This window comes from Lachnoclostridium sp. An181 (assembly GCF_002160325.1).
Taxonomy (GTDB): Bacteria; Bacillota; Clostridia; order Lachnospirales; family Lachnospiraceae; genus An181.
On the sequence record NZ_NFKJ01000001.1, the window covers coordinates 87514 to 101365 of the forward strand.

Here is a 13852-nt window from a genome sequence, read left to right on the forward strand (position 1 = left end):
CTGTGTCAATCAAAACGATATGGTTCCTACTAGTTCAATGTTGCCAAAACTGCCCCTGCTTCAATTGCATCTCCTACAGTTACATTGATGCTTGCAACAGTGCCGTCTTCCGGCGCTACAACTGGAATCTCCATCTTCATCGCTTCGATGATGACAACTGCATCTCCTCTTTTCACCTGTGCCCCAACATTTTTCTCAATCTTGAATACTTTTCCTGCTGCACCAGCTTTTACTTCAATGCTGCCTGCTGCCGCTGCTTTTGGAGCGGCCGGTTTTGCAACCGGAGCTTTTACAGGCGCTGCTGCTCTAGGCGCAGCCGGAGCGCTTGATCCATTTTCTTCTACTGTCACATCATACACATTTCCATTTACTGTGATTGTATAATTTTTCATCTCTTTTATCCTCCTAGAATCTTTTTAATTATGAAATCCACTTATTTGTTTTTCTGCGCTTGATGGAACGGACAACAAATCCGTCCGTACTTGTTCCTTCATGTGCAGCAATGGCTGCACTGATAACTGCCACAAGTTCGAGGTCATCAAAAAGTTCCTCTTCATTGACAATTTCCGCCGGTGTTTCTTCCACTGAAGAAAGTTCCGGATCTTCTTTTTTCTTTGAAAATTTAGCCTGAATTGCAGGAATATAATTGAATAAGGAAATAATAAAGGAAATGAAAATCAATACAACAAATACAGTTCCCATTCCAAGCAATGTATTCAGTCCTGCTTTCTTCAAAATCTCTGCTGTGGAATAATGAGCATCTATAGTCATAGAATCCAGCTGTGACTTTTCATCAAATGAAATCGTGATATCCGCATCACGGTCAGCAAAATCTGCTTTCACAATCAGAGAAATTCCGTCTTTTGTCGTCTCCGTTTTATAATCGCCATGGCCTTCATACGCTCCACATTCATCCAGAGCTGCCTGCCAGGCATCAATCATTCCTACGAATGTATCCTTGTCTGCCGGAAGTCCCCCCTGCATCAAAGTAAGATTTACTTCCAGCTCTGAACCGTCTTTAAACTGCTGCAGCACATCATCCGACATCTGAGCAAAGCTTAAGATGACGGTCTCCGCAATCTGTTCCAGAGAATCCTTATTGTACTCTGTATCACTTGACACACTGCTGGCACAGCCGGTGAAACTTAAGACAAAGACAAGCATTGCCACTAATAACCCAATCTTTTTCTTCAATTTACTTCACCTCTCTAAACTGTTCCATGTTTTTTTGCAGGGCGTTCCTCTCTCTTTGTAAAGAGCATCTCAAATGCGCCGATGACATATTTTCTCGTATCTTTTGGCTCGATCACAGCATCCACATAACCTCTTCTGGCTGCCGAAACAGAACTTGTCTGCAGTGCCTGATATTCTGCCGCCTTCTCTTTTACTGTCTCTGCATCCGCGTCCGGGTACATGATCTTTGCCGCAAGTGTTGCATCCATCATTCCGATTTCTGCATCCGGCCACGCATATACCATATCCGCTCCCACAGCCTTGCTGTTCATGGCAACATATGCACTTCCGTAAGCTTTTCCAACAGTCACGTTTACTTTCGGAACCGTAGCATTTGCAAAAGCGTAGGTCAATTCCGCCATTCTTGTAGCCAATGTTCTTTCGGAACATTTTGTTGCTTTCAGTCCTTTTATATTCGTCAATGTCAGCACAGGGATATTAAAAGCATCACAGAATTTTACGAATGCAGCTGCTTTCTGGCATCCTCTTGCAGACAGTGTTCCATCGAATTCTTCTATTACATTTCTGTCTTGTCCATATATTTTTGAACGGTTGGCAACAGCTCCGACAGTCATGCCATTCAATCTGACAAAACCTGTCACCATATCTTTTGCAAAATTTCTTTTTGTCTCAAAAAATACACTGTCATCAGAAATCATTGCCAGCGCAATCGCTGTATCTTCGGCTGCGTTTTCAATTCCTTCACACAGCCTGTTAAGGTCATCCAAACATTCATCATAAGATGCATCATCCTCGTTATTGCACGGAAGCATGCAGACGAGCGCTCGAATCTGCTCAAAAATGCCATCTTCGTCCGCGACTACATCCACCATACCGCTCTCCTCACTCTGGAAGGATGCGGAGGAAGTGTCGCACTTGGAAATTTCATTGCCTGCGATAGCATTTGGAGAATTCACAAACAGTCTTGCACTTTTTTCCTCCATAAACGTAAAATCAGTCAATGCCGGAACTACTGCCATGCCGCCTGCACAGGAACCGAAAATTGCGGTAATCTGCGGAATCACACCGGATGCCATTGTCTGTTTCAAATAAAGTGTCCCGAATGCGTTCAGTGCGTCTGTGGCCTCCTGAAGTCTTAAACCTGCACAATCAACAAGTCCAATCACAGGTGCTCCCATTTTCATTGCCAAATCATAGATCGCAGCAATTTTCTTTGCGTGCATCTCACCGATTGCTCCATTTAACACAGTAGCATCCTGACTGTACACATAGACCAGATTTCCGTCGATCACTCCGTAGCCTGTAACTACACCATCAGCCGGAGTTGCTTTCTGCTGCATGTTGAAATTCGTTGCCCGGGCTGTCACTGCCTGTCCGATTTCAACAAAACTTCCCTCATCAAGTAAAGCATTGATTCTGCGCCTTGCAGGGATGTCTGATGTTCTGTTGTTGCTCATATCCTTGTCCTCCATTTTCTATATTTCAAAGATGTGCAAGTGCCATCTTTTCCATAATGATTTGTAAGTATATAACTCAAATCTTTGCCAAGTATATTATACTTCCTTTCCTAATTTGTGGCAACTATTTTTTCGTTAAGAATTTGACGTTTTCATTTGTTGTTTTGTCGTGTTATTTTATTAAATTGATAACGCTGTGTCTTTTTAAAGCATGTCTGTATTTCATAAAAATAAATTGTTTTTCTATTAAGTTTATGATAAAATCAGTCTCATGGGATTACAGTTTTATCAAGTTGCAGAGGTATAAGTTTTATCCCTGACTGATGGCTTTAGCCATACTCTTATACTGTAATTGCAGCTTATCCGGATGTATTGCTGCATCCATGGCATTTCTCTTATTTTTTCCTTATTTGTTAAGGAAACAAAAATAAACCGGGATGTATAAAATCCCAAAAACTTTATTGGAGGTTTTTTATTCATGGGAGAAACAGCAAAAAAAGCAAAGTACCCTGCCGGGTACTGGGTGTGCTGTCTGGCTTACACATTTGAGCGTTTCGCTTTTTACGGCAGCAAACCACTCTTAATCTTATTCCTTACAACGGCAGTGGCAAAGGGAGGTCTTGGCATCGATGATGTCACCGCTGCTCAGGTTGCTGCACAGTTGACTGCATGGACTTACATTGCACCAGTTGTGGGCGGGTGGATCAGTGACCGCTGGCTTGGCGCAAGATATGCAGTATCCATCGGATGTCTTTTGATGGGGATCGGATACTTATTTGGATGGCAGGCTCATTCTGTAACAAATATCTGGATCATGATTGCCGTTGTATCCATCGGTACAGGTCTTTTCAAAGGTAACCTGGCCGCTATCATCGGACGTATGTTTGACGACAAAGAGCTTCTGGATTCTGCATTTTCTATCCAGTATTCTTTCGTAAACATCGGTTCCTTCTTTGGTTCAGCTATCTGCGGTGTGCTCTATCTGAACCAGTTTAAACAGGGTGAAGTTCTCGGATTCCGTCCAGTCTTCCTCGTATGTGCGATTCTTGTAATCCTTGGAGGCGTCATGTTCACTGCATGTTATGGTCTTCTGAAAGGACAGGGAATCAAACCATTTAAATATCTCACTGATACAGAAGGAAATATTGTCGGTATGATGCACAAAGAAAAAGGAGAAAAATCTACCGAACCTCTCACAAAGAAAGAGAAAGATGGAACAATCGCCATCATTTTGGTTTCCCTTTTCTCCGTTATTTTCTGGCTTGCATACTATCAGCAGGACATCGCCTTGACGCTGTATATGCGTGACTATGCAAATATGAATCTGTTCGGATTCACATTGTCAGAAGCACATGTAACAACTACATGGAATGGTCTTATGTGCATTTTCTTAAGTCTTATTTTTGCAAAAATTTGGGCTGCACTTTCAAAGAGACCACAGGGGGACATGTCCATGTTCAGAAAAATCGGAATGTCTTTCTTCTTCATGGCAGCTGCATACGCTGTTCTGCTTATTGCTGAGCTTGGTCGTGGCAATGGAGAGATCAGTGTTGTATGGTGTCTGGGATTCGGAGTGTTCCTCACAATTGGTGAAATTTTCTTCTCACCTCTTGGAAACTCCTTTGTAAGTAAACATGCTCCAAAAAAATACTTATCCTTACTTATGGGTGTATGGACCCTTGCTACTTTCGTAGCAACACAGATCAATGGTCAGTTCATGAAGGTTGTTGAAAAAATGGGATATTTACAGATTTTCATTTCTTTCACAGTTGGATTGATCATATGCGGAATTATTATGTTTGCACTTACAAAGAAACTCGACAAACTCACACAAGAGTAAACAATTGTCATTTGAATTACAAATAAGAGAAATGAAAAAAGAACTGGGGAATTCCTCAGTTCTTTTTGATTTTCTTCTGAAACCAATCTTTTACTTTTTCAGGCTCTGTTTGGGATAAAAGAATCGCTGCAAAGATTATGGCAAATCCGATTGTCATCCGGGCGGTAACTGTCTCTTTATACAGAATAATTGAACATATTACACCGAAAACTGCCTCCAGGCTCAAAATCATTCCTCCGATGGACGCTGGTGTATATTTCAACCCAAAACTTTGTAAAAACAGTCCTAAAGCTGTGGCAAACACGCCCAGATAAATTACTCCTCCAACAGCGGAAACTGTGACAGTTTCCGGGAAACCTCCGGTTAAAATCACCATTGCCCAACACAGCACCATCACGACGCCAAGTTCAATGGTGGTCAAAAGCAGGGGGTGTCTGTCCCTGCACCCAATGGAGGAAACCACAATATTGGCAGCTCCGGGAATACCGCTCAGAACGGTCATGATATCTCCGCTTGTCATACCAAGTCCTCCCTGAAGAGACAGCACGCCAACTCCGCTGACACACAGGAACACACAGAACAGATGCAGCGCTTTCGGCTTTTCTTTTGTCACGATCCAGTACAAAAACGGAACCAGAACGCAATAAGTGGTAGACAAAAATGCACTCTTCCCCGGAGACGTATCCCACGTAAGACCAACGGTCTGCATCATGTAGCTGCCAAATAGCGTAATTCCCATCAAACCGCCGTGGATAAAATAACTTTTATCCAGCTGTTTTCTCAAAGGATAGGAAACTAAGACAAGAATGCATGTAGCAACCGTAAATCTCATTGCATTGGTAAATGCAGCGGAAAACACTTCGGTCGCAAATTTTGCCACAGTAAATGTACTTCCCCAAATCAGAGCCGTGAGAAAAAGAATTGGTTTTGCCATCTTTTTCATCACCATAAATACCTCATTTCCTGATTCATTGTCTCAAAACCACACATCTGGTAAAAGGGTTTTGCGTCCTTCACGGCCTCCAGCGTAACTTCAAATACGCCCCGTCTTTTCGCTTCCTCAATCAGCATCTCCAGGATACTCCTGCCAATCCCTCTTCCACGGTAAGCCTTTTCTGTGTACATATTCATAATATACGCTTTTTTTCCAGTTGGGTTATGATAAGTAGGCATGACTGTATAAAAGCTGATTCCTCCGATACCAATAATTTTGGTGTTTAGCCTTGCCAGATACATGACAAAGGCTCCCTTCAAAAATCCTTCGGAAAAATATCCGTAGGAATTTTCTTTCACGGACTGTAGATCAATGTCCTCAGGAAGATGATTCACTTCTCTTAAAACTTTGAGTCTCACATCCAGGATCTCATCCAAATCAGCGGCTGTGGCTTTTGCGTAATGGACCTCTCCGGTTTTCTGTACAGGAAAATAAAGCTCAAATTCTTCTGCTTTTCCTCTAGGATCATAACATTCCAGCACTGGTCCTATCAAATTGTATCCCTTCTCCGGCATATATTCATACAGTACTTCCTTAAACACAGCTTCATAAGTGTCCGCAGTACATGTCACTACCGCATATTTATATCCGGGAACTTCGTATATTGTCCACCCTTCCAGGGGCTCTTTTGGACACAGACTTTCATATCCGGCCAGATAAACCCCTTCCTTTTGGGATGGAAGAAAGCTTTTGTCCGCATTGCCCATCAAGCCCCAGCCGGCGATGGGAAGGTTATCCCTCTCCTGTATGATAAAAGGTGCGATCTCTTCTACAGATTGATTCACCTCTCTCCACAGCTCGGCAATCCACTCTCCTGCTTTTGAACAGTCTCCCATCTTTTCTTTTCCTAAAAGAAAAAACGACTGCTTTGTCTTCATCAAAATCTCCAACTGGTCCGCCTCCTTCCTTTTACCGTATCTTACTAATTATACCATGTTTTTTTTCTTCACACAAGAAAAATACACATAACAGATTACTCTGCTATGTGCATTTCCATGAGTAAGGTATATTAATTTTGAAAACGGCTATATAAAATCAACAAAACCTTTACAGGTTTCCAAGTAATTTGTCAATACTTACCAATTTTACACTCAACACAAAGATGTCTGTTGCAATTGCCAGTTCCTCCGGAGTAGGGTAAGATGGGGCAATGCGGATATTGCTGTCTTTTGGATCCTTTCCATATGGGAAAGTAGCCCCTGCATTTGTCATGACAAGACCCGCTTCTTTTGCCTTTGCCACAATGGCCTTTGCACATCCTTCCATTGCATCAAAGGAAATAAAATATCCTCCCCTTGGGGCAATCCAGGACCCGATTTCAAGTCCTCCAAGCTCTCGTTCCAGAACTTCCAGTACAGTGTCAAATTTTGGTCTCATGATATCAGCATGCTTTTTCATATGCTCTACCATGCCATGTATATCTTTAAAGAATCTTGCATGTCTCAACTGATTTACTTTGTCATGTCCAATGGTCTGTATCTTCATCTGATTTCTGATCTCTGCAAGATTTGCATCGGATGCTGCAATTGCAGCAATTCCAGAACCAGGGAAACTGATCTTGGATGTTGATGAAAATTTGTAGACCATATCCGGATTTCCTGCTTTTTTACACTCCATCAATATTTCTATCAGATAATCCTGTTTGTCCTCATACAGATGGTGAATACCATATGCGTTATCCCAGTAAATTCGGAAATCTTTTGCCGCTGGTTTCAGGCATGCGAAACGGTGTACAGTCTCATCGGAATATGTGATCCCCTGAGGATTGGAATATTTCGGCACACACCAGATTCCTTTGATGGATTCATCCTCGCTCACCAGTTTCTCTACAATGTCCATATCCGGTCCATCCGGGGTCATAGGAACATTTACCATCTCAATGCCAAAGTACTCGGTAATCGCAAAATGTCTGTCATATCCAGGAACCGGACATAGGAATTTTACTTTATCCAATTTACACCATGGTGTACTTCCAAGCACACCGTGAGTCATAGAACGTGCAACTGTATCGTACATCACATTCAAACTGGAATTTCCAAAAATAATGATATTGTCCTTTGGCACTTCCATCATATCAGCGAGCAGCTGTTTTGCTTCTGTGATTCCATCCAAAACGCCGTAATTTCTGCAGTCTACTCCTTCACTGCACATCAACTGTGATTCACTGGTCAGTACATCCATCATCCCCATAGAAAGATTCAGCTGAGCTGCGGACGGTTTTCCTCTGGACATATCCAGTTTTAACCCTTTTGCTTTTTCTTCCTCAAACTTTTTCTCCAGACTTTCTCTCAGCTCTAACAATTCTTCTCTGCTTAAGTCTTTGTATGCCGCCATCACAAGATTCCTCCACTTCATTTTTATCACTGCTTGTTATTTTATAGAATTTTTGACGTTTCGTCAATGCTTTCCTGCAAAATTATTTATAAAACGAAGATTTTCTTTACTTTCCACACCTTTTCTGCATCCTTTCATGCTGATTTATTCATTTTATAACAAAAGCACAGTAGTTTCCTGAGTTTCCCTGACATCAAAAAACCCCGGGATAAGCATATTCTCATCCCGGGTTGCAAAACCTTTTAACCTTCAATCAAAAGCGAGGTTCCTGTCATTTCTTTTGGCTGTTCCATTCCCATCAATTCAATCAGGGTAGGCGCAATATCTGCCAAACATCCGCCCTCTCTTAACTTATATTTTGAATCTGCATTGACAAGGATAAACGGTACCTGGTTTGTTGTATGCGCTGTGAACGGTTCATGGGTATTGTAATCAATAAGCTGCTCTGCATTGCCGTGGTCTGCACAGATAAACATCTGTCCGTTTACCTCTTTAACTGCATCTACTGCTCTTCCTACGCATACATCAACTGTTTCGATGGCCTTGATGGCAGCGTTCTCCACGCCTGTATGTCCAACCATATCCGGGTTGGCGAAGTTAATGATGATAACATCGTACTTGCCGGATTTAATGGCATCCACCAATTTGTCGCATACTTCCGGAGCGCTCATCTCTGGCTGCAGATCATACGTAGCCACTTTCGGAGATTTTACAAGGATTCTGTCCTCCCCTGCATTTGGCTCTTCCACTCCTCCATTGAAGAAGAAAGTTACATGTGCATATTTTTCTGTTTCAGCTATTCTCGCCTGTTTCAGGTTATTTGCTGCCAAAAATTCACCGAATGTATTTGTAATCTCTGTCTTCACAAAAGCAACCAGCTTGTTCGGAATAGTCACATCATATTCTGTAAAGCACACAAACGTTGTCTTTACACGCTCTCCTCTTGCGAATCCTTCAAAATTGTCATCACAAAATGTTCTGGTAATCTCTCTTGCACGGTCTGGTCTGAAATTAAAGAAAATAATGGAATCATTTTCTTTGATAGTCGCCGTAGGTGCACCATTCTTCATAATAACAGTAGGAATGACGAACTCATCTGTCTTCTCATTGTCGTAGGACTCCTGAATAGCCTTCACCGCATCATCGCCTTTGTTTCCTTCGCCTTTTACCATAGCATTATATGCAAGCTCTACACGATCCCATCGGTTGTCACGATCCATTGCATAATAACGGCCCATCACAGTTGCAACCTGGCCTACCCCAATTTCTTCCATCTTTTCCACAAGCTCAGAGACAAAATCTTTTCCAGATGCAGGCGGTGTATCGCGTCCGTCAAGAAAACAATGAACATACACTTTTTCAATGCCCTGACGTTTTGCAAGCTCAAGAAGTCCGTAAATATGGGAATTATGGCTGTGTACTCCTCCGTCAGACACCAGACCAAAAAGGTGGAGGGCACTTTCGTTCTTTTTCACATTTTCGCAAGCTGCAAGCAGTGCTTTGTTTTCAAAGAAATCTCCATCCTGAATCGCCTTTGTGATCTTTGTGAGATCCTGATAAACGATTCTTCCTGCGCCCATATTCAAATGTCCAACTTCTGAATTTCCCATCTGTCCATCCGGAAGTCCTACGGCCATACCGCTTGCATTTCCTCTCACAAACGGGCACTCTGTCATCAATTTATCCATAACCGGAGTATTCGCCTCCGCTACGGCATTTCCTTCCGTTTTTTCATTCAATCCATATCCATCTAAGATCATTAAGACTGTTGGTTTTTTGCTCATCGGCTTTCTCCTCTTTCTTTTTACATTTTCTACCGTAAATCATTGTACATGATTTTATTTTCTGTTGCAAGATACGCATCCAAAATTGTCTTTTTTCTGTCACAACCCTGTTCCCATATATTTGCACATGACAGAAAAGAAGACGCTGCCAATAGCAGCGCCTTCCTCATTTATTATTTCCAGTTTACGATCTTTCCGAAGTCTGCTTTCAAAGATGCTCCTCCGACAAGCCCCCCATCAATATCTGCCTGAGCAAACAAATCAGGTGCTGTAGCCGGATTTACAGAACCGCCGTACTGAATACGGATTTCTGCTGCAGTTGCATCATCGTAAATCTCAGCGATGCATGCACGAATTCCTGCACATACTTCCTGTGCCTGTTCTGTTGTAGCAGTTTTTCCTGTTCCAATAGCCCAGATTGGCTCATAGGCGATCACCGCACTCTTTGCTTGGTCAGCTGTCACGTTCAAAAATGCGATCTTAATCTGCTGACGGATGAAGTCCATCGTCACGCCCTGTTCTCTCTGAGTAAGTGTTTCACCACAGCAGATAATAGGTGTGATTCCGTGCTCAAATGCTTTCAGAACTTTTTTGTTGACAGTCTCATCTGTCTCAGCAAAGTATTCTCTTCTCTCAGAATGTCCGATAATAACATATTTTACTCCTGCGTCTGTAAGCATATCCGGAGCAATTTCTCCTGTATAAGCACCTTTTTCTTCAAAGTACATATTCTCTGCACCTATTTCGATGTTTGTGCCTTTTACGGCCTCAACAGCCGGAATAATGTCGATTGCAGGTACACAAAATACTACATCTGCATCTTCAGTGGCAACCAGTGGTTTCAACTCTTCAATCAATGCTACAGCCTGACTTGGAGTCATGTTCATTTTCCAGTTTCCAGCAATAATTTTTCTTCTTGCCATTGTAAAGTTCCTCTTTTCCTATTTATCGTTTGCTGCCGCAACACCTGGCAGTTCTTTTCCTTCCAAGAATTCCAAAGATGCTCCTCCACCTGTTGAAATATGAGTCATCTTATCACCATATCCAAGCTGATTTACAGCTGCTGCGGAATCTCCTCCGCCAATAATGGTAACCGCATCTGTATCAGCAAGTGCTTTTGCAACTGCTTCTGTTCCATGTGCAAAGTTTGGCATTTCAAAGCAGCCCATTGGTCCGTTCCAAACAACCGTTTTTGCATCTTTCACAGCATCTGCAAAAAGTTCTGCTGTTTTTGGTCCGATATCCAAGCCTTCCCATCCATCTGGGATCTCACCGCTTGCTACAACCTGGATATTTGCATCATTGGAGAAAGCATCTCCGATGACATGGTCTACAGGAAGAAGCAATTTTACGCCTTTTTCCTTTGCTTTTTCCAACATGTTTGCAGCATATTCCAGATAATCATCTTCGCAAAGAGAAATACCAATTTTTCCGCCTGTTGCTTTGGAGAATGTATAAGCCATACCTCCGCCGATGATCAATGTATCTACTTTATCCAAAAGGTTTTCGATAACAGAAATCTTACTGGAAACTTTTGCTCCGCCAAGAATTGCTACGAATGGGCGCTCCGGATTATTTACTGCATTTCCAAGGAAATCAATCTCTTTTTGCATTAAGTATCCAACCACTGCTGTATCTACATACTTCGTAACACCTACGTTTGAGCAATGTGCTCTGTGGGCTGTTCCAAATGCATCATTTACAAATACATCGCAAAGGGATGCGAGCTCTTTGCTGAATTCTTCGCCATTCTTTGTTTCTTCTGCTCTGTATCGTGTATTTTCAAGAAGGATAACATCTCCGTCTTCCATCTCTTCTACTGCAGCTTTTGCATTTGCTCCAACTACTTCAGGATCTGCTGCGAATTTTACTTCCTGATCAAGCAGTTCGGACAGACGTTTTGCAACTGGCGCCAATGACAATTCTGGTTTTGGCTCTCCCTTTGGTTTTCCAAGATGTGAGCAAAGAATCACTTTTCCGCCGTCTGCGATTAATTTTTTGATTGTAGGCAGAGCTGCAACAAGACGGTTTTCATCTGTAATTTTTCCATCAATAAGCGGAACATTGAAATCACATCTTACAAGAACTCTTTTTCCTTTTACGTTGATATCATCTACTGATTTTTTGTTAAGCATAGCCAAATGCCTCCTTATGTTTATAACAAAAGAGTCCGGTCCATAAAGACCGGACCCCTTTTGTGAGTCTATTTATGATTGAAACTCTTTATTCTTTTACACAAAATGATTATAACAATGTTCCGAAATGTTTGATTGTTCTTACCATCTGGCTTGTGTAAGAGTTTTCGTTGTCATACCAAGCAACAACCTGAACTTCTGTTGTTCCGTTGTCCAGAGGCAATACCATTGTCTGTGTAGCATCGAACAAGGAGCCATATGTCATTCCAACGATATCGCTGGATACGATTTCATCTTCGTTGTATCCATAGGACTCTGTAGCAGCTGCTTTCATAGCTTCGTTGATCTGCTCTTTTGTCACATTTCCTTCAACAACTGCTGTAAGGATTGTTGTGGAACCTGTTGGTGTTGGAACACGCTGTGCAGAACCGATCAGTTTTCCGTTCAATTCTGGGATAACAAGACCGATAGCTTTTGCTGCACCTGTGCTGTTCGGCACGATGTTGCAAGCTGCTGCACGTGATCTTCTTAAGTCACCTTTTCTCTGTGGTCCGTCAAGAGTCATCTGATCTCCTGTATATGCATGGATTGTGCACATGATACCAGACTTAATCGGAGCAAGGTCATTCAATGCTTTTGCCATTGGAGCCAAGCAGTTTGTTGTACAAGAAGCAGCAGAAATGATGTTGTCTTCTTTTGTCAATGTTTCGTGGTTTACATTGTAAACGATTGTTGGAAGGTCATTTCCTGCTGGTGCAGAGATAACAACTTTCTTAGCGCCTGCTTTAATGTGAGCAGATGCTTTTTCTTTGGATGTATAGAACCCTGTACACTCCAATACTACATCTACACCGATTTCTCCCCAAGGAAGTTCTTCTGCGTTAGCTTTTGCGTAGATTTTGATTTCTTTTCCGTCTACAACGATAGAATCTTCTCCTGCTGTCACTTTATCTGCCAAAGCGTATTTTCCCTGTGTTGAATCATATTTTAATAAGTGAGCCAACATTTTTGGAGATGTCAGGTCGTTGATCGCAACCACCTCATATCCTTCTGCCCCGAACATTTGTCTGAATGCAAGACGTCCGATACGTCCGAATCCATTAATCGCTACTTTTACTGCCATGATTAATTCCTCCTAAAGTTTAATTGGTTTTGCTGTATTGCAGCTCATTTTCATTCTTTAGCATATTGTTAAAGAATCATCAACCTGCAATTTATTGTACTAAATTATGAACAAAAATTCAAGAGTCTATGCTGATATTTTTCCTTTCTCTGGAATTTTCTACAGTATTTTAATAAATTGCGGTTTTCGCTCTTTAAATTCGGTATAATAACGAAATCCGCAGGCCTTTAAGATTTCATCCGCCTGATCATACGCATACCCGATGTGCTCCGGTTTGTGACCGTCTGCGCCCACGGTCAAAAGTTCCCCGCCAAGTTCCCTGTACCGTTTCAGAACGTCCGGATGCGGGTGTGCAAACCCAAGTCCGTATTTGAGACCGGCTGTATTGAACTCTAATGCCTTTCCTTTAGCTATAATGCACTTTAAAATCTCATCGATCTCATCTGCGAATGCGCGGTAAGAGTAATGCAAAGCCTTCTCTTTTCCATACCGCACAACATAATCCAAATGCCCAAGAGCATCAAAGGCATCCACTGCCTTGACATATTCCAGCATTTCCACAAATGCATTTCGGTACTCCTGCTCATCATCCGCATCTTGTACATGGCAATTGTAATATGGATCTTTCCCTGCAAACACATGGGCAGAACCAATCACAAAGTCAAACGGATATTGCTCTGTAAGCCTTTGGTAAAATTCTCCAAGATGAGTCTGGAGACCAAGCTCAATTCCAATGCGCACCTCGAGCCTGCCCTCATATTTTTCCTTCAAAGGACAAAGGGTCTTAAAGTATTGCTCAGGGTCAAAAATAAACGCACTCTCATCCAGCTCTCCGTTTGTGCTCTCAAAAGGATAGTCCTTATCATAATGATCCGTAAAACAAATGCGCTCAAGTCCTTTTTCCAAAGCCTTCCGTATCATGACCTCCGGAGTGCTGCTCTTTGGCGCATCCGATGAAAAATTGGTGTGCATATGGCAATCTGATTTCATT

The 13852-nt window shown here is 42.2% G+C and carries 12 protein-coding genes; 1 reads left to right on the forward strand and 11 read right to left on the reverse strand.

Going from position 1 to position 13852, the window contains the following annotated elements; genetic code table 11:
• Positions 1-29: 29 nt before the first annotated feature.
• The 3 genes from B5F18_RS00400 to B5F18_RS00410 are packed head-to-tail and all read right to left on the reverse strand — an operon-like array spanning position 30 to position 2651.
• Positions 30-392, reverse strand: a complete 363-nt coding sequence (locus B5F18_RS00400) for a biotin/lipoyl-containing protein (protein ID WP_087155689.1) — start codon at positions 390-392, stop codon at positions 30-32.
• Between the two features lie 28 nt (positions 393-420).
• Positions 421-1194 carry an OadG family transporter subunit gene (locus B5F18_RS00405; protein ID WP_087155690.1) on the reverse strand — a complete coding sequence of 258 codons (774 nt, stop codon included), beginning with the start codon at positions 1192-1194 and terminating at the stop codon, positions 421-423.
• 14 nt (positions 1195-1208) lie between these two features.
• Entirely contained in the window at positions 1209-2651 is a 1443-nt protein-coding gene (locus tag B5F18_RS00410; RefSeq protein WP_087155691.1) for an acyl-CoA carboxylase subunit beta, read from the reverse strand.
• Between the two features lie 478 nt (positions 2652-3129).
• Here B5F18_RS00410 and B5F18_RS00415 point away from each other — a divergent pair, with 478 nt between their 5' ends.
• The gene (locus tag B5F18_RS00415; protein WP_087155692.1) at positions 3130-4491 is read left to right on the forward strand and encodes a peptide MFS transporter; all 1362 of its coding nucleotides are present in this window, start codon (positions 3130-3132) and stop codon (positions 4489-4491) included.
• 55 nt (positions 4492-4546) lie between these two features.
• On the opposite strand, the gene B5F18_RS00420 is transcribed toward B5F18_RS00415, so the two are convergent.
• The 8 genes from B5F18_RS00420 to B5F18_RS00455 form a co-directional block, all read right to left on the reverse strand.
• A complete protein-coding gene (locus B5F18_RS00420; RefSeq protein ID WP_087155693.1) occupies positions 4547-5440 on the reverse strand; it encodes a DMT family transporter in 894 nt (297 codons plus the stop codon).
• Entirely contained in the window at positions 5434-6375 is a 942-nt protein-coding gene (locus B5F18_RS00425) for a GNAT family N-acetyltransferase (RefSeq protein ID WP_087155694.1), read from the reverse strand. Before B5F18_RS00425 ends, B5F18_RS00420 begins: the two co-directional genes overlap by 7 nt.
• A gap of 157 nt (positions 6376-6532) precedes the next feature.
• The gene (locus B5F18_RS00430; RefSeq protein ID WP_087155695.1) at positions 6533-7819 is read right to left on the reverse strand and encodes an aminotransferase; all 1287 of its coding nucleotides are present in this window, start codon (positions 7817-7819) and stop codon (positions 6533-6535) included.
• A gap of 242 nt (positions 7820-8061) precedes the next feature.
• Positions 8062-9603, reverse strand: coding sequence for a 2,3-bisphosphoglycerate-independent phosphoglycerate mutase (gpmI, locus tag B5F18_RS00435; protein ID WP_087155696.1), 1542 nt, complete (start codon positions 9601-9603; stop codon positions 8062-8064).
• A gap of 173 nt (positions 9604-9776) precedes the next feature.
• Entirely contained in the window at positions 9777-10526 is a 750-nt protein-coding gene (gene tpiA, locus B5F18_RS12655) for a triose-phosphate isomerase (protein ID WP_087155697.1), read from the reverse strand.
• 18 nt (positions 10527-10544) lie between these two features.
• The gene (locus tag B5F18_RS12660) at positions 10545-11738 is read right to left on the reverse strand and encodes a phosphoglycerate kinase (protein WP_087155698.1); all 1194 of its coding nucleotides are present in this window, start codon (positions 11736-11738) and stop codon (positions 10545-10547) included.
• A gap of 109 nt (positions 11739-11847) precedes the next feature.
• Complete coding sequence (gene gap / locus B5F18_RS00450; RefSeq protein ID WP_087155699.1) at positions 11848-12861, reverse strand: type I glyceraldehyde-3-phosphate dehydrogenase; 1014 nt, start codon at positions 12859-12861, stop codon at positions 11848-11850.
• Positions 12862-13020: 159 nt separating this feature from the next.
• Positions 13021-13851, reverse strand: coding sequence for a histidinol-phosphatase HisJ family protein (locus tag B5F18_RS00455; protein ID WP_204217040.1), 831 nt, complete (start codon positions 13849-13851; stop codon positions 13021-13023).
• Position 13852 lies beyond the last annotated feature (1 nt).

What these genes read in the sequence shown, in the direction of transcription:
- gpmI (WP_087155696.1), bottom strand. Translation starts at nt 9,603, where the DNA reads ATGAGCAAAAAACCAACAGTCTTAATGATCTTAGATGGATATGGATTG.
- B5F18_RS00455 (WP_204217040.1), bottom strand. Translation starts at nt 13,851, where the DNA reads ATGAAATCAGATTGCCATATGCACACCAATTTTTCATCGGATGCGCCA.
- B5F18_RS00430 (WP_087155695.1), bottom strand. Translation starts at nt 7,819, where the DNA reads ATGGCGGCATACAAAGACTTAAGCAGAGAAGAATTGTTAGAGCTGAGA.
- B5F18_RS12660 (WP_087155698.1), bottom strand. Translation starts at nt 11,738, where the DNA reads ATGCTTAACAAAAAATCAGTAGATGATATCAACGTAAAAGGAAAAAGA.
- gap (WP_087155699.1), bottom strand. Translation starts at nt 12,861, where the DNA reads ATGGCAGTAAAAGTAGCGATTAATGGATTCGGACGTATCGGACGTCTT.
- B5F18_RS00400 (WP_087155689.1), bottom strand. Translation starts at nt 392, where the DNA reads ATGAAAAATTATACAATCACAGTAAATGGAAATGTGTATGATGTGACA.
- B5F18_RS00410 (WP_087155691.1), bottom strand. Translation starts at nt 2,651, where the DNA reads ATGAGCAACAACAGAACATCAGACATCCCTGCAAGGCGCAGAATCAAT.
- B5F18_RS00420 (WP_087155693.1), bottom strand. Translation starts at nt 5,440, where the DNA reads ATGGTGATGAAAAAGATGGCAAAACCAATTCTTTTTCTCACGGCTCTG.
- tpiA (WP_087155697.1), bottom strand. Translation starts at nt 10,526, where the DNA reads ATGGCAAGAAGAAAAATTATTGCTGGAAACTGGAAAATGAACATGACT.
- B5F18_RS00415 (WP_087155692.1), top strand. Translation starts at nt 3,130, where the DNA reads ATGGGAGAAACAGCAAAAAAAGCAAAGTACCCTGCCGGGTACTGGGTG.